Origin of the sequence: Komagataeibacter xylinus (genome assembly GCF_009834365.1) — a bacterium.
Taxonomy (GTDB): Bacteria; Pseudomonadota; Alphaproteobacteria; order Acetobacterales; family Acetobacteraceae; genus Komagataeibacter; species Komagataeibacter xylinus_D.
Map to the genome: position 1 here is coordinate 2,502,539 of NZ_CP041348.1, position 24,574 is coordinate 2,527,112.

General features: G+C 63.6%; 27 protein-coding genes. 17 read left to right on the forward strand and 10 right to left on the reverse strand.

The window, feature by feature from the left end; translation table 11 throughout:
• Positions 1 to 6: 6 nt before the first annotated feature.
• From FMA36_RS11950 to FMA36_RS11960, 3 genes are read right to left on the reverse strand one after another with little or no spacing between them, the layout of a single operon-like run.
• Complete coding sequence (locus tag FMA36_RS11950; protein ID WP_159262513.1) at positions 7 to 471, reverse strand: phosphatidylglycerophosphatase A family protein; 465 nt, start codon at positions 469 to 471, stop codon at positions 7 to 9.
• Positions 471 to 2,465, reverse strand: coding sequence for a lytic transglycosylase domain-containing protein (locus tag FMA36_RS11955; protein WP_159262515.1), 1,995 nt, complete (start codon positions 2,463 to 2,465; stop codon positions 471 to 473). The genes FMA36_RS11950 and FMA36_RS11955 overlap by 1 nt, the downstream gene beginning before the upstream one ends.
• Positions 2,465 to 3,067, reverse strand: coding sequence for a YjbE family putative metal transport protein (locus FMA36_RS11960; protein WP_061274195.1), 603 nt, complete (start codon positions 3,065 to 3,067; stop codon positions 2,465 to 2,467). The genes FMA36_RS11955 and FMA36_RS11960 overlap by 1 nt, the downstream gene beginning before the upstream one ends.
• Before the next feature lie 226 nt (positions 3,068 to 3,293).
• Between FMA36_RS11960 and purB the strand changes: the two genes are divergently transcribed.
• From purB to FMA36_RS12010, 10 genes are all read left to right on the forward strand, one after another.
• Positions 3,294 to 4,646, forward strand: coding sequence for an adenylosuccinate lyase (purB, locus tag FMA36_RS11965; protein ID WP_159262517.1), 1,353 nt, complete (start codon positions 3,294 to 3,296; stop codon positions 4,644 to 4,646).
• Positions 4,647 to 4,688: 42 nt separating this feature from the next.
• Positions 4,689 to 5,429 carry an NRDE family protein gene (locus tag FMA36_RS11970; protein ID WP_159262520.1) on the forward strand — a complete coding sequence of 247 codons (741 nt, stop codon included), beginning with the start codon at positions 4,689 to 4,691 and terminating at the stop codon, positions 5,427 to 5,429.
• 136 nt (positions 5,430 to 5,565) lie between these two features.
• Complete coding sequence (purC, locus tag FMA36_RS11975; protein WP_061274201.1) at positions 5,566 to 6,330, forward strand: phosphoribosylaminoimidazolesuccinocarboxamide synthase; 765 nt, start codon at positions 5,566 to 5,568, stop codon at positions 6,328 to 6,330.
• On the forward strand, positions 6,327 to 6,569 hold the full coding sequence (gene purS, locus FMA36_RS11980; RefSeq protein ID WP_061274203.1) for a phosphoribosylformylglycinamidine synthase subunit PurS: 243 nt from the start codon (positions 6,327 to 6,329) through the stop codon (positions 6,567 to 6,569). The genes purC and purS overlap by 4 nt, the downstream gene beginning before the upstream one ends.
• Complete coding sequence (locus tag FMA36_RS11985; protein ID WP_159262522.1) at positions 6,566 to 6,949, forward strand: Rap1a/Tai family immunity protein; 384 nt, start codon at positions 6,566 to 6,568, stop codon at positions 6,947 to 6,949. Before purS ends, FMA36_RS11985 begins: the two co-directional genes overlap by 4 nt.
• On the forward strand, positions 6,946 to 7,650 hold the full coding sequence (purQ, locus tag FMA36_RS11990) for a phosphoribosylformylglycinamidine synthase subunit PurQ (RefSeq protein WP_159262525.1): 705 nt from the start codon (positions 6,946 to 6,948) through the stop codon (positions 7,648 to 7,650). Before FMA36_RS11985 ends, purQ begins: the two co-directional genes overlap by 4 nt.
• Positions 7,647 to 9,857 (forward strand): phosphoribosylformylglycinamidine synthase subunit PurL, encoded by a 2,211-nt coding sequence (gene purL, locus FMA36_RS11995; protein WP_159262527.1) that lies wholly within the window; start codon positions 7,647 to 7,649, stop codon positions 9,855 to 9,857. The genes purQ and purL overlap by 4 nt, the downstream gene beginning before the upstream one ends.
• Positions 9,858 to 9,876: 19 nt before the next feature.
• The gene (locus FMA36_RS12000; protein WP_159262528.1) at positions 9,877 to 10,110 is read left to right on the forward strand and encodes a BolA family protein; all 234 of its coding nucleotides are present in this window, start codon (positions 9,877 to 9,879) and stop codon (positions 10,108 to 10,110) included.
• Between the two features lie 43 nt (positions 10,111 to 10,153).
• The gene (gene grxD, locus FMA36_RS12005; RefSeq protein WP_159262530.1) at positions 10,154 to 10,489 is read left to right on the forward strand and encodes a Grx4 family monothiol glutaredoxin; all 336 of its coding nucleotides are present in this window, start codon (positions 10,154 to 10,156) and stop codon (positions 10,487 to 10,489) included.
• A 143-nt stretch (positions 10,490 to 10,632) separates the two neighbouring features.
• On the forward strand, positions 10,633 to 10,965 hold the full coding sequence (locus tag FMA36_RS12010) for a hypothetical protein (RefSeq protein ID WP_206065091.1): 333 nt from the start codon (positions 10,633 to 10,635) through the stop codon (positions 10,963 to 10,965).
• A gap of 102 nt (positions 10,966 to 11,067) precedes the next feature.
• Here the strand turns inward: FMA36_RS12010 and FMA36_RS12015 are convergent, their stop codons facing one another.
• On the reverse strand, positions 11,068 to 11,457 hold the full coding sequence (locus FMA36_RS12015; RefSeq protein WP_206065093.1) for a YraN family protein: 390 nt from the start codon (positions 11,455 to 11,457) through the stop codon (positions 11,068 to 11,070).
• 230 nt (positions 11,458 to 11,687) lie between these two features.
• Here FMA36_RS12015 and cls point away from each other — a divergent pair, with 230 nt between their 5' ends.
• Positions 11,688 to 13,106 carry a cardiolipin synthase gene (gene cls, locus FMA36_RS12020; RefSeq protein WP_159262532.1) on the forward strand — a complete coding sequence of 473 codons (1,419 nt, stop codon included), beginning with the start codon at positions 11,688 to 11,690 and terminating at the stop codon, positions 13,104 to 13,106.
• Here cls and FMA36_RS12025 read toward each other — a convergent pair.
• On the reverse strand, positions 13,103 to 13,810 hold the full coding sequence (locus FMA36_RS12025) for an endonuclease/exonuclease/phosphatase family protein (protein WP_159262534.1): 708 nt from the start codon (positions 13,808 to 13,810) through the stop codon (positions 13,103 to 13,105). The two genes, cls and FMA36_RS12025, sit on opposite strands and share 4 nt — an antisense overlap.
• A complete protein-coding gene (locus FMA36_RS12030; RefSeq protein ID WP_159262536.1) occupies positions 13,807 to 14,883 on the reverse strand; it encodes an AI-2E family transporter in 1,077 nt (358 codons plus the stop codon). The genes FMA36_RS12025 and FMA36_RS12030 overlap by 4 nt, the downstream gene beginning before the upstream one ends.
• A 119-nt stretch (positions 14,884 to 15,002) precedes the next feature.
• Here FMA36_RS12030 and FMA36_RS12035 point away from each other — a divergent pair, with 119 nt between their 5' ends.
• From FMA36_RS12035 to FMA36_RS12050, 4 genes are all read left to right on the forward strand, one after another.
• On the forward strand, positions 15,003 to 15,854 hold the full coding sequence (locus FMA36_RS12035; protein WP_159262538.1) for a sulfurtransferase: 852 nt from the start codon (positions 15,003 to 15,005) through the stop codon (positions 15,852 to 15,854).
• Positions 15,855 to 15,869: 15 nt separating this feature from the next.
• Entirely contained in the window at positions 15,870 to 17,129 is a 1,260-nt protein-coding gene (metC, locus tag FMA36_RS12040) for a cystathionine beta-lyase (protein WP_159262540.1), read from the forward strand.
• A gap of 138 nt (positions 17,130 to 17,267) precedes the next feature.
• Positions 17,268 to 18,302 (forward strand): alcohol dehydrogenase AdhP, encoded by a 1,035-nt coding sequence (adhP, locus tag FMA36_RS12045; RefSeq protein WP_159262543.1) that lies wholly within the window; start codon positions 17,268 to 17,270, stop codon positions 18,300 to 18,302.
• Positions 18,303 to 18,404: 102 nt separating this feature from the next.
• Positions 18,405 to 18,701 (forward strand): hypothetical protein, encoded by a 297-nt coding sequence (locus tag FMA36_RS12050; protein ID WP_159262544.1) that lies wholly within the window; start codon positions 18,405 to 18,407, stop codon positions 18,699 to 18,701.
• A gap of 560 nt (positions 18,702 to 19,261) precedes the next feature.
• Here the strand turns inward: FMA36_RS12050 and FMA36_RS12055 are convergent.
• Both FMA36_RS12055 and FMA36_RS12060 read right to left on the reverse strand, forming a co-directional pair.
• Positions 19,262 to 19,732, reverse strand: coding sequence for a hypothetical protein (locus FMA36_RS12055; protein ID WP_159262546.1), 471 nt, complete (start codon positions 19,730 to 19,732; stop codon positions 19,262 to 19,264).
• A gap of 80 nt (positions 19,733 to 19,812) precedes the next feature.
• Complete coding sequence (locus tag FMA36_RS12060) at positions 19,813 to 20,001, reverse strand: hypothetical protein (protein ID WP_078527645.1); 189 nt, start codon at positions 19,999 to 20,001, stop codon at positions 19,813 to 19,815.
• A gap of 199 nt (positions 20,002 to 20,200) precedes the next feature.
• Between FMA36_RS12060 and FMA36_RS12065 the strand changes: the two genes are divergently transcribed.
• Entirely contained in the window at positions 20,201 to 20,509 is a 309-nt protein-coding gene (locus FMA36_RS12065; RefSeq protein WP_159262548.1) for a hypothetical protein, read from the forward strand.
• 19 nt (positions 20,510 to 20,528) lie between these two features.
• Here the strand turns inward: FMA36_RS12065 and FMA36_RS12070 are convergent, their stop codons facing one another.
• Entirely contained in the window at positions 20,529 to 21,857 is a 1,329-nt protein-coding gene (locus FMA36_RS12070; protein ID WP_159262550.1) for a DUF6056 family protein, read from the reverse strand.
• Positions 21,858 to 22,071: 214 nt separating this feature from the next.
• Between FMA36_RS12070 and FMA36_RS12075 the strand changes: the two genes are divergently transcribed.
• Positions 22,072 to 23,466: a sugar porter family MFS transporter gene (locus FMA36_RS12075; RefSeq protein ID WP_408885659.1), complete on the forward strand. Its 1,395-nt coding sequence runs from the start codon at positions 22,072 to 22,074 to the stop codon at positions 23,464 to 23,466.
• Here the strand turns inward: FMA36_RS12075 and FMA36_RS12080 are convergent.
• Positions 23,463 to 24,563 carry an IS630 family transposase gene (locus FMA36_RS12080; protein ID WP_019092710.1) on the reverse strand — a complete coding sequence of 367 codons (1,101 nt, stop codon included), beginning with the start codon at positions 24,561 to 24,563 and terminating at the stop codon, positions 23,463 to 23,465. The genes FMA36_RS12075 and FMA36_RS12080 overlap by 4 nt on opposite strands.
• Positions 24,564 to 24,574: the final 11 nt, after the last annotated feature.

Sequence of the window (24,574 nt, forward strand, 5' to 3'; positions counted from 1 at the left end):
AACGCATCAGGCAAGGCAACGGATGCCTGTCAGGATTGCAGCCGCCATAAGTCCGGCCACCACGTCATCACCCATGATGCCCAGCGCATCATGCCTGCGGTCGAACCAGCCCACGGGGCCGGGCTTGGTAATGTCAAACAGGCGGAACAGGGCGAAGGCCAGCGCCAGCCACAGCCCATCGGCCCAGCGCAGGCCAGCAAGCGGCAGCGGGGCGAGGGGGAACATGGCAATCCACATGCCCGCTACCTCATCAATCACGATCCAGCCGTGATCTTCCCCGCCAGAGGCAAGCTGTGTTGCGCGGTAGCCGACAAAGGTCACCACCAGCACCGCCAGCGCCATCCATATCCACTGCCCCAGCAGCGGCACGCCCACGATCAGCGCGGCGAGCGAGCCCACCGTGCCCGGCGCGCGTGGGGCAAAGCCGGTGCCACAGAAACTTGCAATGAAGCGGGCGGCAGAAAGCGCCATCAGCCTGCTCCCAGTGCCGGGTCGGTGGCCTGATAGATGGCCATGTTCTCCTCCACCCGTTCCACGTAGTTGCGTGTCTCGCCAAAGGGAATGCTCTCGATCCAGTCCAGCATGGCATCGGGCACCGGGGTGTCGCGCGCCGGGTTGCCCAGAGTGAGCAGCCAGCCATCGGTGCGGTGGGGGCCTGCGTTATAGGCGGCCGCCACGTAGGGCACGGCACCGCCCACGCGCCGGGCAATATCGGCCAGGTAGGCTGCGCCAAGCTGCATGTTCAGGTCCGGGTTGGTCAGGCTGGCGGCGCTGACATTCACGTTAAGGCCCGCCTTGCGCGCCACTTCACGCGCGGTGGGCACGAGCAACTGCATTAGGCCCACTGCATGGGCGGGGCTGACCACGCCTGCGTCAAACCCGCTTTCCTGCCGGGTTATGGCCAGTTCCACATCGGGCGGCAGGGTGCTTGTGGGGGGCGCGCAGGCGCGCGGCCAGCCTTCATGCACCAGTGTCAGCCCATCCTTGCCCGCCAGCCGGGCCACCATCACGGCGGCATCGGGCATGCCAAGGCGGGTGGCCATGCGGGCGGCGAGCACGTGGGTGGTGGGGCTGGTACCTTGGGCATCAAGCGCAAGGACGAAGTCACGCGCATGGTGGCGGTCGTTCCACGCCACAAGAATCTCGGCGGCACGGGCGAGGTCGGTGGTGTCGAACCGCACGGAATCGGCCACGCCGGGGGTGGGTTCGCTCTCGCGCAGTAGCCGCGCGCGGATCTGGCGGCCTGCCTGCTCGGGCGTGATGAGCTGATTGGCGCGGTTGCCCGCCAGCCATTCAATGGCCATCTGGCCATAAAAGGTGTTGGCAAGGCTTGCCGCCTGCGTCCATTGCGCGCGGGCCGGGCCGTGGCGCCCGCGCGCCCAGAGCGCACGCCCTACCCAGAACAGCCCCCGGCTGCGGGTAATGACCGGCACCGCCTGCGCCAGCGGGGCGAAATCGGCCTGTGCATGTTCGGCATCATGCAGGTATTCCAGCCGGATCCAGCCTGCAAGGAACAGGGCATCATAATGGTTGGCCGAGCCGATATCCGCCGTGTCACTGGCCAGGAACAGCGCGTCATCCACCCGGTGGGCCAGCAGCAGGTCGCGCGCCAGCCCGTCACGCTCGCGCCAGAACACGGTGGCAATGGCGGGGGTCTGCTGCTTTTCGGTGTCCACGCCACGGGCGCGCCATAGGGCCAGCGCCTCATCGAGGCGTTGCGCGTGGTGCAGCCAGCGCAACTGGTCAAGCACCAGCGCGCCATCAGCCTGCTGCTCGGGCGGCAGGGTGCTCAGGGTCTCTTCCGCCTGCGGGTCGTTGCGGCGAAAAGCCAGACGCGCGCGGGCCACGGGCTGCTGCGTGGCTTCAAGCAGCGCCACCTGCCGGGTCGCGGCATCCATCTTGCCCGCGCGTTCCTGCCGGTCAAAGCGCTGCCAGTGGTCCTGTGGCGTAAACTGTGGCCCGAAGCCTGCCAGCAGGGCCTGTGCATCCGTGGGGCTGTCGGCGCGGTTGATCCATGCATCACGTGCCCAGGCCGCCAGTTTTGCGGGGGCGGGGCTGGCATGGGCGCAGCGTAGCAGGGCGTACACGTCAGTCAGCGGCAGGCGGGGGCACAGCGCGCCTGCCACCGCATCATCCGCTTCGCCCGCCAGGGCCTGCTGGTAGTGGGCGAGCAGGAGGCCGCGCTGGGGCCAGGCGGGGTTTTCGTTCAGGAAGGTGGCGTATTCCTCCGCCGTGCCGCCATTGCCCGAGAGCAGGCGCAGATAGACCAGCAGCTTGGCCGCGATGGGGTCATCATCGGCATTGCCCGTGGCGGCCTGTCGCGGCGTGGGCCAGTCGCTTTCCGCCGGTGCGGTGGCTGCAGGCGCAGGGGTGGCCAGCCCCGCCATGACGGTGGCAAGGCAGGCTGCCCGACCCCATTGGCGCAGGCATCCGGGGCGCAGAAGGAGGGGCGTGAGGCGCGGCATCAGCCATGCCCCACATGCGTCCAGACCTCGCCACCGCCCTTGACGATCAGTTCAATGGCCACCGCCAGCACCACCAGCAGCCCCACCCACGAAATCCATTTGTACCGCTCCAGCAGCCTGGCAATGAGCGAGGCCGCAACCGCCATCAGCACCACTGATATGACCAGCCCGCTCACCAGCACGCCCATATGCTCGCCCGCGGCCCCGGCCACGGCCAGCACATTGTCCAGGCTCATGGACAGGTCGGCCACGATAATGCGGATGATGGCGTTACGCAGGGAACCGGGGGCAGGGGTATCCGTTTCGGCATGGCCATCACCGCGCATCTCGCGGAACATGCGCCAGCACACCCACATCAGCAGGAGGCCGCCCGCCAGTGTCAGCCCGATGATGGCCAGCAGCCTGACCGCCACCAGCGCCAGCCCGATGCGGATGACGGCAGCCCCCAGCACGCCGCACAATATGGCGATTCGGCGTGACTGCTGCGGCAGGTTGCGCACCGCCATGCCCACCACAATGGCGTTATCACCCGCCAGGGTCACGTCAATCAGGATAACCTGGGCCAGTGCGTATAGGGAAGACGGGGAAAAAATGGCTGACATGGGCAGAGAAGTTCCTGAGGGAAAGGTCGTGCCGCCGTTCGGCAGGCGTGGCAGGTGCTTTATGCCGCCGTGCGCGTACAACATGCAATCATGCCTGTCATGACAGATTGTATGCCATGCGCGGAATGCGGCGTGAATATAAGGGAGACGCACGCGCCAGAATTGGCTAGGAAGGCGGCCTGAACCTGATTGTGTCGCCTTTTTTGAGCCAAGGAAGCCCGAGAACATGGTACCGCGCTATACCCGCCCCGTCATGGCCGCCATCTGGTCCCCCGAGAACCGCTACCGCATCTGGTTCGAGATCGAGGCCCTCGCTTGCGAGGCCATGGCGGAATACGGTGCGATCCCGGCCGAGGCCGCCAGGACCATCCGCGAGAAGGGCGATGCCGCCATGGCCGCCTTCTCGCAGGTCGATCTTGACCGCATTGACGAGATCGAGGCCGAAACACGCCACGATGTCATCGCCTTCCTGACCTGGCTGGCCGAGAAGGTCGGCCCCGATAGCCGCTTCGTGCATCTGGGCATGACCTCGTCGGACGTGCTCGACACCTGCCTGTCGGTGCAGATGGTGCAGGCGACCGACCTGCTCCTGCAGGATGTCGATGCCGTGCTGGCAGCGCTGAAGCGTCGCGCGTTCGAGCACAAATACACGCTCACCATCGGCCGCAGCCACGCCATCCACGCCGAGCCGACCTCATTCGGGCTGAAGATCGCGGGCCATTATGCCGAGTTCGCCCGCAACCGTGAGCGCCTTGTCCGCGCGCGTGAGGAAATTGCCGTCTGCGCCATTTCGGGCGCCGTGGGCACCTACGCCCATATCGACCCCCGCGTTGAGGACTATGTGGCCAAAAAGCTGGGCCTGAAGCCCGAGGACGTGTCCACCCAGGTCATTCCGCGTGACCGGCATGCAGCCTATTTCTGCGCGCTTGCGGTCATTGCCAGCGGCATCGAGCGGCTGGCCACCGAAGTGCGTCACCTTCAGCGCTCGGAAGTGCGCGAGGCGGAAGAGTTCTTCCACAAGGGGCAGAAGGGCTCCTCGGCCATGCCGCACAAGCGCAACCCCGTGCTGTCGGAAAACCTGACCGGGCTTGCCCGCCTCGTGCGCTCGCATGTCATTCCCGCACTCGAGAACGTGGCGCTGTGGCATGAGCGTGACATCAGCCACTCCTCCGTCGAGCGCAATATCTGCCCCGATGGCACGATCGGCCTCGATTTCGCGCTCATGCGCCTTGCGGGCATGATGGAAAAGCTGGTGGTCTATCCCGACCAGATGCAGGCCAATATCGAGAGCCTTGGCGGTGTTGTGCATTCGGGCGAAGTGCTGCTGGCCCTTGCGCGCGCGGGCATCCTGCGTGAGGATGCGTACCGCATCGTGCAGCGCAACGCCATGGAAACATGGACGAAGCTGGGCCACAAGGATGGCAGGACCTTCCGCGAGAACCTGGCTGCCGACCCTGAAGTGGCGGGCCGGGTGCCGGCGGAAGTGCTCGATGCGGCGATGGACAGCAATGCCCATCTGGGCAAGATCGACCATACCTTCACCCGCGTGTTTGGTGAGGCAGGCCCCGCACGGAGCTGATGCCCCGTGCCCTGACGGAAAACAGCAGCAGGATATCGAGGCGTGTGCACAGTCGTCATTTCCCACGATCCGGATCAGGACTGGCCGCTGCTCATGGCGGCCAACCGTGACGAACGCCTCGACCGGCCCTGGCTGCCACCGGGGCGGCACTGGGCCGACCAGCCCAATGTCACTGGCGGGCAGGACCAGGTAGCCGGTGGCTCGTGGCTCACGCTCAATGATGCGGGCGTGGTCGCAGGCATCATGAACCGCGTGGGCAGCCTTGGCCCCATGCCGGGCAAGAACTCGCGCGGGGCGCTGCCGCTGCTGGCAGGGCGGTTTGATACGGCGCGGGCGGCGGTGGAACACATCGCCACCATTGATGCAGGGGCATGGCGCTCGTTCAACATGATCGTGGCGGACGGGGCTGATGCGTTCTTCATCCGCGGCCCGGGCTACGGCCAGCCGCAGGTGGAAAAGCTCGCACCCGGCGTGCACATGGTCGCCACCACCGACCCCGATGACATGGGCATGCCGCGCATTGCCCGCCACCTGCCGCGCTTTCGGGCAGCAATCCGGCCCGTGCCGCCGGGATGGACCGCCTGGACCGCGCTGCTCGCCGACCGTTCGCTGCCTGCGGGCAGCGAACTCAACATCCCGCCGCGCTCGGGCTTTGGCACGTGCAGTTCATCGGCCATCGGGGTGGCAAAAGATGACCGCCGGTCGTGGTTCTTTGCCGCAGGTGCGCCCGACCGCGTGGGCTACCGGCCCATCGATCTCGGTGCGCCACAGCCACGGGCTTAAGGTAAATATGGTATCTTCCCGCCCGGAACGCTGCTATGGCATGCGGACCATTGGGGATCATGCCGCAAACAGATCCTGCAGATCAGGGGAGGGGCCGCTCCCGGCCCGTCCCCACAGCGTTATGTGAAGGACGAGTATGGGCCGCCGCCGCCAGCTTTACGAAGGAAAAGCCAAGATCCTTTTCGAGGGGCCCGAGCCGGGCACGCTCGTGCAGTATTTCAAGGATGATGCCAGCGCTGGTAACGGCGCGAAAAAGGGCATCATTACCGGCAAGGGAGTGCTGAACAACCGTATCAGCGAACACCTGATGCTGCGCCTGCACGATATCGGGATTCCCACCCATTTCATCCGCCGCCTCAACATGCGCGAGCAGCTGATCCGCGAAGTCGAGATCATTCCGCTTGAGGTCGTGGTGCGCAATGTGGCGGCGGGCTCGCTGTCCAAGCGGCTGGGCATTCAGGAAGGCACGCGCCTGCCGCGCCCCATCATCGAGTTCTATTACAAGAACGATGCCCTGAACGACCCGATGGTGAGCGAGGAGCACATCACCGCGTTTGGCTGGGCCTGTCCGCACGACATGGAAGACATCGTGGCGCTGAGCATGCGCGTGAACGACTTCCTGTGTGGCCTGTTCATGGGCATCGGCATCATTCTTGTCGATTTCAAGCTGGAATTCGGCCGCCTGTTCGAGGGCGACAACATGCGCATCGTTCTGGCGGATGAAATATCGCCCGATAACTGCCGCCTGTGGGATGCCAAGACCAGCGAGAAGCTGGACAAGGACCGTTTCCGCAAGGACATGGGCAAGGTTGAAGAAGCTTATCAGGAAGTTGCGATGCGCCTGGGTATCCTGCCCGAGGCCACGAATTCCGACATGAAGGGACCGGAGGTAATGCAATGAAGGTGCGCGTGACCGTCATGCTGAAGGAAGGCGTGCTCGACCCGCAGGGCAAGGCCGTGGAACATGCGCTGCATGTGCTCGATTTTGGCAATGTGGGCGAGGTGCGCATTGGCCGCGTGATCGAGCTTGAGGTTGACGAGACCGACCGCGAGCGCGCCCGCGCGCAGGCCGATGCCATGGCGCGCGCCCTGCTGGCCAATCTCGTGATCGAGGATTTCACAACGGAGGTCGTTGGATGAAGATCGCCCGCCTTCTTGCCCTTGGCTGCGTCCTGGCCGTAGGCCTGCCCGCAGCCCATGCATCCGCCCAGCGTGTCTCGCGCCTTGATGGCGCGCGGCTTGGCTCGCTGTGCACCAAGCCCGCAGGCACCGGCATCTGTGATGCCTATATCTCCGGCGTTGCGGATTCGGTAACGCTTGCGCATCTGTTCGAGCGCAATGCGGAAAAGGACAGCAAGGACGTGCCAGCCTTCTGCATTGCATCTGCCACGCCTACGGCAGACATGCGCGGCAAGGTCGTGAACTGGATGAAGAGCCACCGCGACGACCTGAGCCGCCCGGCGGGCGAGGTCGTGTTCACGGCGCTGCATGAATCCTATCCCTGCGGCGGCGGCAAATGAAGGCGGCGATTGTAGTTTTTCCCGGCACCAACCGGGAGCGTGACATGGCCATCGCGCTGCGCAGCGTGACCGGGCAGGCCCCGGCCATGGTCTGGCACCGTGATACGGCCCTGCCTGCGGGGCTGGACCTTGTGGTGCTGCCCGGCGGCTTCAGCTATGGCGATTACCTGCGCTGTGGCGCCATGGCGGCACATGCGCCGATCATGGCGGCCATTCGCGAGTTCGCGGCCAAAGGCGGGCATATCCTGGGCGTGTGCAACGGCTTCCAGATCCTGACCGAAGCGCAGCTCCTGCCCGGCGCGCTCCTGCGCAACGCGGCGCTGCGCTTCCTGTCGCAGGATTGCTGGCTGCGCGTGGAGCGCAACGACACGCCGTTCACCCGCCACTGGGCTAAGGGCGATGTATATCGTACCCCCATGGCGCATGGCGATGGCAATTACATTGCCGAGGCCGAGACCGTCCGCATGCTGGAGGATTCCGGCCGCGTGGCCTTTCGTTACGTGGCGGAGAATGGCCGGCTGGACGCAGGCGACCCGCAGCTCAACCCCAATGGCTCGATGAACGCCATTGCCGGCGTGTTCAGCGAGAACCTGCGCATCTGCGGCATGATGCCCCACCCGGAGGATCTGGTTGATCCGCTGATGGGCGGCGAGGATGGCAAACCCCTGTTTACGGGACTTGTGGAGGCTCTGGTCGGATGAGTGCAAAGGCACAACGCACCGTTGATGAGGCACTGGCGCGCGAATTCGGCCTGACGGCGGAAGAATACGGCAATGTCCTGTCCATCATGGGCCGCACGCCCACGTTCACGGAACTGGGCATCTTCTCGGTGATGTGGTCCGAGCACTGCTCGTACAAATCATCACGCGCCTATCTCAGGACCCTGCCCACCACGGCGCCGTGGGTCATCCATGGCCCCGGCGAGAACGCGGGCGTGGTTGATATCGGGCAGGGGCTGGCCGCCATCTTCAAGATGGAGAGCCATAACCACCCATCCTTCATCGAGCCCTATCAGGGCGCTGCCACCGGCGTGGGCGGCATCCTGCGTGATGTGTTTACCATGGGCGCGCGCCCCGTGGCCAACCTCAACGCCCTGCGCTTTGGCGACCCCAACAACCCGCAGACCCGCCGCATTGTTGATGGCGTGGTGCGCGGCGTGGGCGGTTATGGCAACTGTGTGGGCGTGCCGACCGTAGGCGGCGAGATCAACTTCCACCCCGCCTATGATGGCAACCCGCTGGTCAATGCCATGACCGTAGGTGTTGCCCGGCAGGACCGCATCTTCCTCTCGGCTGCGGCAGGTGTGGGCAACCCGGTGATCTATGTCGGCTCCAAGACGGGGCGCGACGGCATCCATGGGGCCACCATGTCATCCTCCGAGTTTGACGAGGATGCGCTGGCCAAGCGTCCGACCGTGCAGGTGGGCGACCCGTTTGTTGAAAAGCTGCTGATCGAGGCCTGCCTCGAACTGATGGCGACCGATGCCATCGTGGCCATTCAGGACATGGGGGCGGCTGGCCTGACCTCTTCCGCCGTGGAAATGGCGGGCAAGGGCGGCGTTGGTATCGACCTTGACCTCGACCACGTGCCCCAGCGCGAGCGTGGCATGACGGCGTATGAGATGATGCTGTCCGAGAGCCAGGAGCGCATGCTGATCGTGCTGCGCCCCGACCGCACAGAGCAGGCCCGCGCCATCTTTGACAAGTGGGAGCTCGATTTTGCCGTCATCGGCCACCTGACCGATACCGGCAATATCGTCATCCGCCACAAGGGCGACGTCGAGGCCGAGATTCCGCTCGCACCCCTGGCCGATCAGGCCCCGGTCTATCATCGCCCCACGGCGCCTGCGCAAAAGCCGCAGCCGATGGAGCCGATCATCGACCCCGTGGGTGTGGAGCAGGCGCTGATCCGTCTGATCGGCTGCCCGGACCTCGCCTCGCGCGCGTGGGTTTACAACCAGTATGACAGCACGGTGGGCGGCCAGACGGTGCGCAGGCCGGGGGCTGCCGATGCCGCGATCGTCAAGGTCGAGGATACGGAAATCGGTCTGGCGCTGACCACCGACTGCACGCCGCGCTACTGCCGCGCCAATGCGAAGCTTGGCGGCGCGCAGGCGGTGGCCGAAGCCTGGCGCAACATCACGGCCACGGGTGCCCGCCCGCTGGCGGTGACCGACAACCTCAACTTCGGCTCGCCTGAAAAGCCGGAGGTGATGGGCCAGTTCGTCGATGCCATCGCCGGCATGGGCGAGGCATGCCGCGCGCTCGACTTTCCGGTCGTGAGCGGCAATGTCTCGCTGTATAACGAGACGCGCGCGCCCGATGGCACGTCGCAGTCCATCCTGCCCACGCCTGCCATTGGCGGGCTTGGCGTGCTGGAGAACGTGCGCCAGGCGGTTGGGCTGGAAATGCCCGAGGGCTGCGATGTCATGCTGCTTGGCGAGACGAAGGGTCAGTTGGGCCAGTCGATCTGGCTGCGTGAAATTCTTGGCGCGCAGGATGGCGAGCCGCCCGAACTCGATCTGGCCGCCGAGCGGCGCAATGGCGATTTCGTGCGCGGGCTGATCCTTGATGGTACGATTGCCGCCTGCCACGATGTGGCGGATGGCGGCGTGCTGGTGGCCGTGACCGAGATGGTCATGGCAGGGCAGGCGGGCTGCGTGCTCGACGCCCCGCAATCGGGCATGCGGCCCGAGGCGTTCTGGTTTGGCGAGGACCAGTCGCGCTACGTTGTGGCCGTGCGTGACGGGCAGGCGCTTGCCACCCTTGCGGCACAGGCAGGGGTGCCATGCCGCAGGCTGGGTCGTTCGGGCGGTGAGGGTTTGACATTGCCCAATGGGTCCACAATATCCAAGGCGCGTCTGCTCGCGGTGCATTCCGAATTCTTTCCGCGACTGATGGACCGATAGGGCAGGAGTTTTAAGCCACATGGCAATGACGGCACAGGAAATCGAGACCTACATCCGCGAGGCCCTGCCTGATGCAAAGATCACGATCGATGATCTGGCAGGCGATGGCGACCACTATGCCTGCCGCGTGGTGAGCGAGGCCTTTCGCGGGCTGCCCCGCGTGCGCCAGCACCAGATGGTCTATGACGCGTTACAGGGGCACATGGGCGGCAAGCTGCATGCGCTGGCATTGCAGACCCAGACGCCCGACTGACCCCAAAGCGATATCCTTACCCCCAAAGCAGGAAAACAAGATTATGGCCGAAACAATCGCACAGCGCATTCAGGCGCAGATCGATGCCAACCCTGTCATGCTGTACATGAAGGGTGATGCCAACTTCCCGCAGTGCGGCTTCTCCGCGCGCGTGGTGCAGGTGCTCAAGCATCTTGGCGTGCCCTTCAAGACCGAGAACGTGCTGGCTGACCCCGAGCTGCGCCAGGGCATCAAGGACTTCTCGAACTGGCCCACGGTGCCGCAGCTTTACGTCAAGGGCGAGTTCATTGGCGGCTGCGATATCGTGACCGAGATGTACCAGACCGGTGAGCTTGAAAAGCTCCTGACCGAGAAGGGCATTGCCACCGCCGCTGCCTGATCAGGGCGGCCCGAGGGCAGTAAAAACGGCGGGCGGAGCAGAAATGTTCCGCCCGTTCTGTATTTGGGGCATAACATCACTTGCGTCATGCTACCGCTTTCGCCTAGCTTTCCCTTGCATTTGAAAAAAAACAAGGGGGCCTGATGCGCTACACTGACTTGCGTTCTGCTACAATGCTGCTGCTTGGCGCAGGTCTGATTGGAAGCATCGCCACCCCCGCCCATGCCCGCACCCATGCGGTCACCGAGAACGAGGCTGACCGGCTCACGCTGGGCGCGCTGATCGCGCCGCCCCCGCCGGTGCGCCATGTGGCCTATCACCCGGCAGCGGGCAGGGGTCATGCGCCCGTAGTGCTGGCTGCGCATCATGGCTCTATCGCCCATACGCAGCACACGATGGTGCATACCATCGTCTATCACCCGCATGGCAGCGTAACCCACCATATCCACCCGGCGCCTAGCCGCCATCGCACCTGAGCGCCTGTCTGAAAACAGACTTCAGGCAAAATAATAAAAGTTTATGGGTGCCGCCTTTCTTCGAAAAGGCGGCGTTCTTTATTGTAACGAAGCAGGCCGTGCTCAGTACTGCCTGAAGGCGTCCGGTATCCATTCAATGACATTGCCCGGCAGCACCGCGCAGACATCAAGGCGCATGCTGTCATAGGTCCAGTGCGGATTGGCGGCGCAGAGTGCCTCGGCCGCATTCATGATGCGCGTGACCTGCGCGGGCCGGATCGATTCGCCCGCTGCCAGCAGGGAAGGGCGCGCCTTGACCTCGATAAAGGCCAGACAGCCTGCGCGTAGGGCCACGATATCAATTTCCCCCCACCGCGTGCGGGCACGGTGCAGCAGCACCTGCCAGCCCTTTGCCCGCAGGTCGGCCATAGCGGCCTGTTCGGCGGCCAGGCCATCAGCAAAGGCGCGTCTGCCACGGCGCTGGCGGTGAAGGGCAGGCGGGCGTGCGATCATGTCCCGTTTTTTACAGGCTTTCTCGGATGCCAGTCCAGCAGGCATGTGGCTACAGCCATCAAAGCCTGTCGCTTTTTTGACAAAAGGCGACAGACGGAAACATTTGTTATTATTTATCAATAGGTTGTTTGAAAACCATGTTCGCCCCACCGGGTCGTGGCTGTGTAAAACCCGGCGGGTAGGATAAGAGCATGTGGAGACATGACCGGGCTGGAGCAGGATGAGGTGACATGATCTTTTATTCCCTGACCATATGGGATCTGGCTCTGCTTGTGCTGCGGCTGTGCTTTGTGGTGCCGGTCGTGATCCATGTGCTCCTGACCAAGCGTGATGTCGGGGCCTCGATTGGCTGGATTGGCGTGACCGTGCTCATGCCGCTTACGGGCGGCATCCTCTATCTCATGTTCGGCATCAACCGCGTGCACCGGCGTGCCCGGCGCATGGCGGGGCAGCACCCGTGGCGCAGCCGGACCATGTCCTCGCAGTGGCGCTGCGATGAAAAGGGGGCCTTCGCCCCGCTGGGCTCCATGGTGGGCAAGCTGACCGGCCGCCCGCTGCTGGGCGGCAACGCCATCGAGCCGATGCATGATGGTGACAGGGTCTACCCGCGCATGCTGGCCGCCATCAACGCGGCCGAGCGCAGCGTGCTGCTGTGCTCCTATATCTTCCGCGCCGACAGCATTGGCCGCCAGTTCTGTGATGCCCTGATCAGGGCCCACGAGCGGGGGGTGGCAGTGCGCGTGCTGGTCGATGGCGTGGGGTCGGGTTATTTCAATTGCGGGGTCGCCCGCATCCTGCGCCATGCAGGCGTGCCGGTGGGGCAGTTCATGCATTCCATGCTGCCGTGGCGCATGCCGTTCATCAACATGCGCGACCACAAGAAGATTCTGGTGGTCGATGGGGTGACCGGCTTCATGGGCGGGCTGAACATCGGCGAGGAAAACATCGCCGCCTCCCACCCTGCGCACCTGGTATCAGACACGCATTTCCAGCTCAGGGGGCCGGTCGTGCACCAGTTGAGCGAGGCCTTCGCGCGGGACTGGGCCTTCACCATGGGCGAGGAACTGACGGCGCACGTCTTCTTCCCCCCTCAGGCCAGTTGTGGCGAAACGCCCAGCCGCATTGTGACCGCAGGGCCGGACATGGATCTGGAAAAGATCGAGTACACCATGCTCCAGGCCTTCACCATGGCGCGGCACAGCATCAGGCTCATGACGCCGTATTTCCTGCCTGATGACCGGTTCCTGACCGAACTGGAACTGGCCTCGCTACGCGGCATCGAGGTGGATATCGTGGTGCCCGCGCACAGCAACCACACCCTGCTGGACTGGGCGCGGGCGGCCAACCTGCCGCGCTTTCTGGATTCAGGGTGCCGGATCTGGATGGCGCGGCCGCCCTTCAACCATTCCAAGCTCATGGTGGTGGACCGGCACTGGTCGTTCGTGGGCAGTTCCAACCTCGACGTGCGCAGCCTGCGCCTGAACTTCGAGATCAATCTCGAAACCTATGACGCTGCGCTGGCGGGCTCGCTTGATGATTTCATCGCCAGCCACCGCCACATCAGGCTCACGCACCATGATCTCGATCGCCGCCCGTTCGTACGCAAGCTGCGTGATGCGGCGGCCCGCCTCTTTCTGCCCTACCTCTAGGCGCGGCTGCCCGTGGGGCGCAGCGTGACCGATATGGGCCGGTGGTCGGAGGCGTAATTCTCGATTACATGCCGCTCGGCGCAGGTCAGGCCGCGCACCAGGCAGCGGTCGAGGCGTATGGGCAGCATGTCGGCCATGCGGTGGGTGGGCGCACGTGGCCCCACATCCTGAAAATGGCGGATCAGCGCCGGGCCAACCTGATTGAAATCCCCCAATATGGCAGCCCGATGCGGCAAAAGCTGCACGATGCGGCGCAACTGGCGGCGGTTGAGCAACTGCCCGTGTGAAAGATGCACGTTGGCTACGACAAGCGACCGGCATTCGATCACCTGCGCCACCCGGCGGATGAGCGTGCCCGCGGGCAGGGTGCAGGTCAGCGGCTGGCGGCGATAGGGCCACGGGCTCCAGCATGCCAGCCCGTGAATGCGCCCGGGCAGGGGCGAGCGCGCGTAGTGGCCGCCAATCAGGGTGGGCAGGGTGTCGATTTCCACCGTGGCCTCCTGCATGAGCAGAAGGTCCGGGCGCTCGGCGTGGATCAGGTTGATCACGTCGCGCACTGTCGCACCAATGCGGCGCAGCAGGTTCCAGCTGATGATCTTGACCCCATCTCCCTCACGCGCGGGCGGGGTCAGGTCCAGCCGTGGCGGCGTGCCGTGGCGCGGCTGGACGGAAGGCAGGCGGAGATAGGGGCGGGCAAGGGTCATGGTTCGATAAACGGCTCGCGGATTTCATCAGGAACGGGATCGCGGCGGCGCACGTCGCCCGCTGCGAATTCGGCGGTGAGCGTATAGCCCACGCCAATCAGCACGGGACCAAGGAAAATGCCCAGCCCCCCGAAGGTCAGCACGCCGCCAAGCACGCCAAGCACCGTCAGCAGGTAGGGCATCTGCGCGCCACGGGCAATGAACATGGGGCGGATGATGTGGTCGGCACCCGATACGATGATGGTGCCATACAGCAGCAGGAAAATGCCCCAGCCGGGATGGTGGGTGATGAGCAGGAAGACGGAGGCGGGAATCCAGATCAGCGGCGCGCCGATGGGCAGCACCGCGACAAAGGCGGTAACTGCGCCCAGCAGCACCGGGCTGGAAATGCCCGCGATGGCAAACCCGATTCCGGTCAGGATGCCCTGGATGATGGCCGTGCCCAGAATGCCGTAAACCGTGCCGCGTATGGTGCGGCCCACGATGCCCAGTATCCGGTCGGCATACACGCCCGCGATGCGCCTGACCACGGCCACGAACGTGTTGCCCAGCGCGTCGCCGCCCAGCCAGAAGAAGAAGGAAATGAACAGCGCCATGGCCAGATGCGCCAGCCCGCTGGCAAGCTGCATCATGGCGCTGAGCACCGACTGCCCGATGCGCCCGGCATAGGGGCGCACGACCTGGTCTATGCTGCCGACATCGGCCGACCATTTCTGCCATTTTTCAACAATTTCGGGGCCGAAATGCGGGATATGGGCAATACGCGCGGGCAGCGGCGGCAGGTGCAGCGCGCCAATGGCGTTGACCATGTACTGCAAGGTGGCGGGCACATCGGCAATGCTGCTCGACACCACGATGGCCAGCGGCACCACCAGCACCAGCGCGCAGAGCAGCGTCATGACCAGGGCTGCGGGCAGCAGCGACATGCGTGCGCGCAGCCGCATGAACACCGGCCAGGTGGAAAAGGTCAGGATCGCGGCCCAGAGCAGGGCCGTAAGGAACGGATAGAGGATGAGAACGCAGCCGAATGCGATCCCCCCCAGCATCAAACCCATCATGATACGTTCGACCATATCGGTGGCCTATCTCCTCCTGCCATGAAACGAAAGACAAATGTTCAGGACTTCCGCTCCCGTCGTGTATGCTGCACCTTATTGCCGAACACGCAATCGCTTGAAGACCGGGAGAAGGTATGCATCCGCTGATCTCAGCCAGTGATCTGGCGCAGGCCATCCACAATGGTGGTGATATTCTTGTGCTCGATGCCTCCATGGCTCTGCCCGGGCAGGCCTTCGACCCGCAGCAACGCTTTGCCAACGCACATATAGCCGGTGCGGTGCGCTTTGATATCGATAGTTTTTCCGATCCGGATTCTCCCCTGCCGCATACCATTCCCGGTCAGGCCCGCTTCAGCCGCCTTGCCACCGAGCGCGGCATGGCCAATACAAAGCGCATCGTGTTCTATGATCAGGACGGCATGGCCTGTGCCGCGCGCGCGTGGTGGCTGACGCGCCTGTTCGGCCATGAAAGCGTGCAGGTGCTTGAAGGTGGCCTGCCTGCATGGAAAAGTGCAGGCCTGCCGCTGGAAAGCGGGCCGGACCTGACCACGCCTGCGCCTTTCATCAGCCGCCCGCGCTATGATCGGCTGCACGGCACGGGTGACGTGCTCGACATCGTGCACGGGCGCGTGCCCGGCCTCATCCTTGATGCCCGCAGCCGTGGCCGCTTTGAAGGGCGCGACCCCGAGCCACGCGCGGGCATTGAATCCGGCCACATGCCCGGCGCGCGCAGCCTGCCTTATGGCGAACTGCTCGATGACAGCGGTCGTTTCCTGCCCGTTGCGGCGCTGAAGGCGAAATTCGAGACGCTGGGCGTGACCGACACCACCACCGTCACCTGCTCGTGCGGCAGTGGCATGACCGCATGCATGATCGCGCTGGGGCTGGTCTGCGCGCAGATGGGTGCTGGCGAGCCGGTGGTGTATGATGGCTCATGGGCGGAGTGGGCCTCGACGCCCGATGCGCCCATCGTGTGCGGCGCGTAAGGGCGGACAGGCAGCATGACCGATCCGATGAACCTGGTGCCGGCAGACCTGCTGGAAAGCGTGGTGCGCGGCTGGCGCGACCTCTCGCCCCGGCTCGTGCCCCTTGGCCGTGATGCGCCGCAGGGGGGAAAGGGCGTATTCGTCAACCCGCCTGCCGAGCGGGGCTCCACCGTGCTCTTCTCCAGCGTCGGGGCGATGGAGCAGGCGGGGCAGGGACGTTATGGGGATGAACTGATCTATGGCGCCATGGGCACGCCCATTGGCCACCGGCTGGAGCAGGCCATAGCCGACATCGAGGGCGGTACGCATGCGCAGCTCGTGCCCTCGGGGCTGGCGGCCTGCGCGTTGCCGTTCCTGGCTTATGCGCAGGCGGGCGAGCACTGCCTGCTCGCTGATTCCGTCTATGGCCCCACCCGCCGCTTTGCCGAGAAGGTGCTGCGCCGCTTTGGCGTGGAGATCACCTACTTCCCCCCCACCGCGACCGAGGCCGAACTGCGCGGCCTGATCCAGCCCAATACCCGCATCATCTTTGCCGAAAGCCCCGGCAGCCATTCATTCGAGGTGCAGGATGTGCCGATGCTGGGCCGCCTCGCGGCTGAAACCGGCGCGCGCCTGATCGTGGACAACACATGGGGTATCGGCCTGTTCAGCCCGTTTGCCCATGGGGCGCATGTGTCGGTGCAGGCGCTGACCAAATACCCTTCCGGCCATTCCGATACCATTATCGGCGCGGTCACGGTGGCAAGCGAGGCCGACTGGCGCCCCCTGCGTGATGTCGCCATTCAGGCAGGGCAGGTGGCAGGCCCCGATGACTGTGCGCTGACCCTGCGCGGCCTGCGCACCATGGGCGTGCGCCAGATGCAGCAGGCCGCAACCGCGCTGGCCGTGGCGCTGTGGCTCGAGGGTCGGCCCGAGGTGGCGCGCGTGCTGCACCCGGCCCTGCCATCGTGCCCCGGCCATGAATACTGGCAGCGCGATTTCACCGGCGCGTCCTCGCTGTTTGGCGTGGTGTTTGACGCGGCTTTCACCACTGATGACATGGTGGCGATGATTGACGGACTTTCCCTGTTCGGCATCGGGGCCTCATGGGGGGGATATGAAAGCCTGGTGCTGCCCACCACGGGCGGCATTTCGCGGCAATGCCCGTCGGTGACGCAGGCCGGGCCAACCTGCCGCCTGCATATCGGGCTTGAAGCGGGCGAGGCGCTGGTGGCTGATCTGGCCCGTGGGCTTGATGGCATGTCTGCTGCCCGCCACGGGCACGGGCCAGCCTGATACAGATCAAGGTTGATCTGCCGCCCCGGTGAAAGAGTCACACTCCGGATGCCGCCCCCGCCGCCCTGACCGGGCTGGCGGGCGGCAAGGTGCAACACCGGCCCGCTTAGGGCAGGGCAGTGAAACTGAAGGTGCAAGATGGCTGGCAAGATGAAGGCGGCGGTAGTACGGGAATTTGGCAAGCCGCTGACGATCGAGGAACTCGATATTCCGCAGATCAACGCAAACCAGATTCTGGTCAAGGTGGATGCCTGCGGCGTCTGCCATACCGATCTGCATGCCGCGCGCGGCGACTGGCCCACCAAGCCCAACCCCCCGTTCATTCCCGGCCATGAGGGAATTGGCCATGTGGTCGAGGTTGGCAGCAACGTCAACTGGATCAGGAATGGCGACGTGGTGGGCGTGCCGTGGCTGTATTCCGCCTGCGGGCATTGCGAGCACTGCCTGGGCGGGTGGGAGACGCTGTGTGAAAAGCAGGAGGATACCGGCTACTCGGTCAATGGCTGCTTTGCCGAATATGTGGTGGCCGATCCCAATTACGTCGCCCACCTGCCCAGGGACATTGATCCGATCAAGACCGCCCCGGTGCTGTGCGCGGGGCTGACCGTGTACAAGGGCCTGAAGATGACCGATACGCGGGCAGGGGAATGGGTGGCCATTTCCGGAGCGGGCGGACTTGGGCAGATGGCCATCCAGTATGCCGTAGCCATGGGACTGAACGTGGGCGCCGTTGACATCAGCGATGAAAAACTGGCCGAGGCCAGAAAACTTGGCGCGCGCGTAACCGTCAACGCGCTCAAGGAAGATCCGGTTGCCACCATTCGCGCGCAGACGGGCGGCACGCATGGCGTGCTGGTCACGGCGGTGTCGGACAAGGCCTTCAGCCAGGCCGTGGGCTATGCGCGGCGCGGCGGCACGGTGGTGCTCAATGGCCTGCCGCCAGGCGACTTCCCGCTTTCCATCTTTGACATGGTCATGAATGGCACCACGGTGCGCGGCTCGATCGTGGGCACGCGGCTCGACATGATCGAGGCGATGTCCTTTTTCACCGATGGCAAGGTGAGCACCGTGGTCAGCCCCGACCGGCTCGAAAACATCAACACCATTTTCGATAATCTCGAACATGGCCGGGTAGCAGGCCGCGTGGTGCTCGACTTCCGCAACGGGGCTTAAGGCAACCCGGACCGTTTTTGAGCGTTTGGTTCAATGACAGGGCAGGGTGCCCCCTAAGGGTGCCCTGCCGCAACAGAAAACGGACGGACAGGTAAAGACATCATGAAAAAGACAGTGATTGCGGCAGTGCTGTGTGCAACCGGCCTGAACGTGGCGACGCTTGCGCCAGCACTGGCTGATTCGTGCGATGGCGTAACCGATCATGCCGAATGCGAAGTGCGGCTCAAGGCGCACGAGACCAAGGAAGGCACGCGCCATACCGCGCACAAGGCCCACAGAAAAGCCGAGGAAGGCACCGATAGCGCCAAGGACTGGGGCGACCGCACCGGCAAGAAGCTGGATAACTGGGGGCATGACACCAAGGGTGACATGAGCCAGTTCTTTACGGGTCACCGTTAAGGCGCGTGTTTGAAACAACGCATTGATGAAATTTTCTGGATGCCGCCTTTTGAAAAAGGCGGCATTTCTTATAAGTCAGTATTGATGCGTCAGCATGACCTGTCTGTGCCTTCGCGTTTTACAGGGAAACGGTCACGGCATCGAGTTTGACATCAAGACTTTTGTCAAATTTACAGGAAAAGAAACCGACACCTGTTGAAGGCGCCGAGAAGCCAACATCATCTATTTTTGTATCGATTTCATTTTTATTATCATGAACAGCTTTATAATTTTGTAAAACAATCCGGATTTATCAAATGTTCCATACGGGATCCTGAATTCGACATTGTCTATGGTATAATCTTTTTTGAATTCAATTTTCAGCTCTGCTCCAAATTTATATGAAACAATACCTGCAATTCCAGAAACGCTGTGCCTGCGCATGGTATTTATAACAAATAAATCAGCTATATGGATCAGGTCCGTATTTTTTCAACAGGGAAGATATCCATAATAATGTTCTTTTTTCATTGTATAAAATTCAGGTAAAAATAGATCATTCATATCAGATTGACCAGACATTACGTGCCAAAGCGTTGTGTAAACACCTTGCCATTAAAACTATGCGTGCAGCAGGCGCATGTGGGTTTCAGGCTGTCCTCGTTCATCTCCGGCGCAACGAGGGATAGGATGCCATCCTCACCCACAAAAAGACCGCTGAAATAAGAATTTTCGTCCGCCCGGAAGTAAGCGCACCTGTCCGCTTCGCAGGTTGCGACCATCCAGAATATCGGCGCGGTGCCGTCCAGCCTTGCACAGGCTTCCCTGAATACATCGTCCCATCTCTGCCCAACGCGTGATAATAAAAACCGGAACAGCGGCGTATAATCGCGCCCATGCTGCTGGCCACCATGCATGGAAGCCTGCAGGGAGGGGTTGTTCAGGGCTTTTTTTGTGTGCCGGTCCCGACTGAATTTTTGACCTGAACCATGTTTTACGCCCCGCGTCCGGGTATTGACCTTTCTGTAAAGCGGTCTGGGTGTTCCACGCATCTGTACCTCGTGGCTGAAGGTATATGAAAAAGGGGAGGCGTTGCGCACGCCTCCCCCTGCTGGTCTGAATACAACCGCGCTTACGAGTGGTGGTGATCAGCCGCCTCATGCTCGCGCCAGCCGCTTTCAATGGCGTGCAGGAAGGTTTTGAAATGCTTCTTCACCTCATCGGGCGAGGCCTTTTCCATCACGTCCTTTTTGGCTGCCGTAAGTGTGGCGGCGGCATGGATCAGGGCTGCGTGGATGACGTCGGTCGGTTCTTTGCTCATGGAATTCTCTCCGTTACGTGATGCGTCACGATGGAATAGGACTTCCGCGCTGGCAACCATGCGCCCTGCATGACTGCCGTTCCCTCCCAGGCCCTTGATCTGGCGCATTGGCATCACGGGGGGCGTATCGCTTGTGCCGGGGAACTCCAGGGCCGCCCTGCCGTTGCCTTGGGCAGACACAGACCAGATGGGATATAATATGTTTTCAAGGCTTACCGCACTTGCCCTTGCCACCACGGCGGCTCTTGCCCTGCCGGTTGCAGCCCATGCCGAGCCGGGCGGCTGCGTCAAGGGCGCCGTGGCGGGCGGGGTGGCCGGGCATTTTGTTGGCAGCGGTCACGGCAAGGGTGGCGCTGCGGCAGGCTGTGCCGCAGGCATGGTGCGCCGGCACAATGCCCGCAAGGCCGAGCGGGAAGGGGCCGCGCAGCAGAACCAGCAGCCCGAGGGTGGCCAGCCCGGTGGCAATGGTGCGCCCCCGCCGCCGCCCACCAATGGCAGCAGCGAATAATACCGCACGCCATGGTCCGTCAGGGTACCGCCCTGACGGAGGATGCCCCCATGGCCCATGCGTAACACATGGTCAGCTGGTTGCGCGGGTCGGGGTTGATGCCAACGAAGATGATGTCCTTGTGCACATAAAGCAGCTTGTGTCGTGGCCCCATGGTGACCTGATGCAGTACGACCGGCTGGTCACGCGCCACCTGCGCGCGGGTGCTCACCGCCCAGTCATGGCTGATGCGGGCCAGCAGCGTCAGGTCGGGTATGACAATGGCCAGATGCATGACGGCAAGCCCCGCGCAGGTAACCGCCATGACCCGGCTGAAAACCGGCCCCACCGGGCATGAAAACAGCAGGCAGGCCAGATAGCACACCAGAAAGACACTGGCCGGATACGATACCCGGGCCGCCAGTGCCTGGCGGGGGAAAATGAGCAGCAGCAGCATGTAGGCCAGCGCCAGTGCGGCAAACATCCAGCCCCGCCCGCAGCGCAGGCAGGCGGGAAAGCGCAGCTGCCGTCGGCCTACAAACAGGCCGATGCCAATCAATAGCACGAATGGCACCCAGAACGGGTCGAACAGGCTGCCCAGATTGCCAATCAGCGCATCCAGCCGGTCGGGCGGCGAACTTGGGGTCATCAGGCGTTCCCGCACGTAGTTGCCAGGTGCGATGCCCAGCGTGAATGTGCCCAGCGCGTGGCCTGCCGCCAGCGCCCAGGGCACGGGGCGGCTGTTTTTCCACGCCCATGCGGCCCACCCCAGCAGGAACAGCGCCATCAGGAGCGAGATCGATTCCATGGCCGTGGCGATCAGGAACACCGCCCCGTACTGCGCCGCGTTCATGCGCGTGCGCCCCGCCAGCACCCGCGAGAGGATCCACATCTCGCCCGCAACAGCCCACAGATAGCCAATGGCGCCGGTTTTCCATAAGGCGACCTCGGCAATGGTGCGTGGCAGCCACCACAACATCAGAAAAACCAGCAGGCACTGCGCAAACCCGGTGCGCGCCGAAGGATCGGGTTCATGCCCCGCCTCGCGCCTGCACATATGCACCACTACATGCACCAGAAACACGAATACGCCTGCATTCACCACCGCAAACGCGACCAGCGAGCCATAATGGTGCAGGTCGAGAATGAAAAAGGTGACAAGGGTGATGAACCACCGCCCGGTCCAGAAAAAATAGTTGCCCCACACGATATGGAAGATCATCCGCGGGCTGAACGGGATGGTGCGGCAGTAATCATCGGCCCAGAGCGGCGTAACCCAGTTGGCCCACAGCAGAAACACGAAGCACAGGCCAAGGGCCAGCTTCTCACCGGGCAGGAAGCGGGGGGCGGTAGGGGCTGGCACGGTCATGGGGCGGGATCTTTTTGCGGTGTGGGGCCTGCGTGCGTAACACGGCATGGCGCATACGCGAAAATGATGACCCATAATGCGCCCTGAGGCGGGGTTGTGTCATGGATAAAGGACTGTTGCATCGCCTATGAAGGAAGAGTGAGCGGCGCACTCGATCCGAATGGCGCCGCAGCGCAGGGGATCAAGTCACGTGTCACAGCCCGTATCTTCGCCCATCGCCACGCCATGCCCGCCGCAGGCTTCGCCGCCGGGTGCCACGGGGGTGCGCGCGGCGTTGACCACCGCCATGGCGGGGCTGCTCGTAGGGCTCGATACCGGACTGATTGCCGAGGCGCTGGGCTTTATCGGCCACGATTTTCACGCAAGTGCGCGCGCGCAGGAGTGGATCGTGTCGGTGCTGATGATCGGCGCACTGCTCGGCTCGCTCGGGGCGGGAGTGTTCTCGCGCCGTTTTGGCCGCAGGCTGGCGCTGGGCACAGCCACGCTGCTGATCGGGGCAGGCGCGCTGCTTTGCGCCACCGCCGGGCTGATCGGGCAGATCCTGCTCGGGCGGTTCCTGATCGGGGTGGCGATTGGCATCTGCACCTTTACCGCACCGCTCTACATATCGGAACTGACCACCGGCAAGACGCGCGGCACCATGGTCTCCACCTTTTCCATGCTCCAGTCGTGCGGCATCCTGCTGGGCTATCTGGCGGGGGGGCTGTTTGCGGGCGGCGGGCACTGGCGGCTGATGGTGGGGCTGCCGGTGGTGCCAGCCATGGCGCTGTTTGCCGCATGCGCGGTGCTGCCTTCCAGCCCGTCCTGGCTTGCGGCCCGCGGCCGTTTTGAGGAGGCGCGCAAGGTACTGTGCGACCTGAGGGGCGATGAAGCCGAGGCCGACCGCGAACTGGACTGCATCCGCCAAGAACTCGGCGCAGGCCGCGCAGTGGGCGGCTTTGCCCTGTTGCGGGCGAAGCCGTATTTCCGCCGCTCGGTGGCGCTGGGCATCGGGCTGCAGATCATGCAGCAGCTCACCGGCATCAACGTGGTCATGTATTACGCCCCCAAAATTCTGGAAGGCGCGCATTTTGGCACCACCGCCGCCGCATGGGCCACGGTGCTGGTCGGGCTGGTCAATGCCGTGGTGGGCGTGGGGGCCATCTTTATGGTCTCGCGCTGGGGGCGTAGGCCGCTGCTGGTGTCAAGCTGCGTCATCATGGCCTGCGCCCTGGGCTGCGCTGCCGTAATCGAGGGGATGCACCTGCAGGGGCTGGGCGCCACGCTGAGCCTGATGGCGGCCCTGCTGGTGTTTGTGGCAGGCTTTGGCATGGGGGCGGGGCCGCTGGTGTGGACCCTGTGTTCCGAGATCCAGCCCATCGCGGGGCGTGACTTTGGCGTGGCATGCTCCACGCTTGCCAACTGGGGCATGGACTGGGCGGTGAGCAACACCTTCCTCACCATTGTCGGGGCAATGGGGGCGGGATGGACTTTTGCCGGGTTCAGCCTGATGAATATCGGCTTCGTGCTGTTTACCGTGCTGCTGGTGCCCGAGACGCGCGACGTGCCGCTGGAGGTGATCGAGCAGCACCTCGAGGCAGGCCTCCCGCTACGCCGCATCGGGCGCTAGTGTCCTGATTCTGAAGTTTCGCTGATTTTGGTAGTACGGAGGCAGAATCGCTTGACGGCCTGCAGGATGTCGTCGGCGGATCTGGTCCATTTGAAGGGCTTGGGCTGTTCGTTATGGACGGCGATGAAAGCCCTGATGTCGGCCTCCAGGGCTTCGGTCGAACGGTGAATGCCGCGCCTGATCTGCTTTTCAGTGACGAGAGCGAAAAACCGCTCCACCTGATTGATCCATGAGGCCCCGGTCGGCGTAAAATGAACGTGCCAGCGCGGGCGCCTGGCCAACCAGTCACGGATCAGCTTCGTCTTGTGGGTGGCATAGTTATCCATCACCAGATGGATATCGAGGTCAGTCGGCACATTGGTTTCGATCTGGTCAAGGAATTTGCGGAATTCCGTGGATCGGTGCTTCGGATAACACTTTCCAATGATGGTGCCGGTGGCAATGTCGAGAGCTGCGAACAGTGAGGTCGTACCGTGGCGGGTATAGTCATGTGTCCGCCGCTCGACCTGGCCGGGCCGCATCGGGAGCATGGGCTGGCTGCGATCCAGCGCCTGGATCTGGCTCTTCTCATCCACGCACAGTACCAGCGCACGCTCCGGCGGTGCCATATACAGACCAACGATGTCGCGGACCTTCTCCACGAAGAGGGGGTCGTTCGACAGTTTGAAGGTCTCTGTTCGATGCGGCTGTAACCCGAACGCTTTCCAGATGCGATGGATCGTTGACGGTGCATATCCCACGGCCTGTGCCATCGAGCGCAGCGACCAATGCGTAGCACCGCGCGGGGTTTCTTCCAGTGTCCGGCGGATCGTCTCCGCGATTTCCCCGTCGCCGATCGAGCGTGGTGTCCCCGGCCGGGGTTCATCGTAAAGCCCGTCCAGACGGTCCGTTGCAAAACGCCGGCGCCACTTGCCAACCGTGTTGATGTCCGCGCCCGTCAGGTCACGGATCGCCTTGTTCTCATGCCCATCGGCTGCGGCAAGGACAATACGGGCTCGCCGCGCAAGCGCCTGGCCCGTCTTGCGCGCCCTTGCCAGAGATTCCAGTTCCTGACGCTCCAATGCCGTCAGTTCAATCGCAACCGCTACACGTCCCATTCGATTACTCC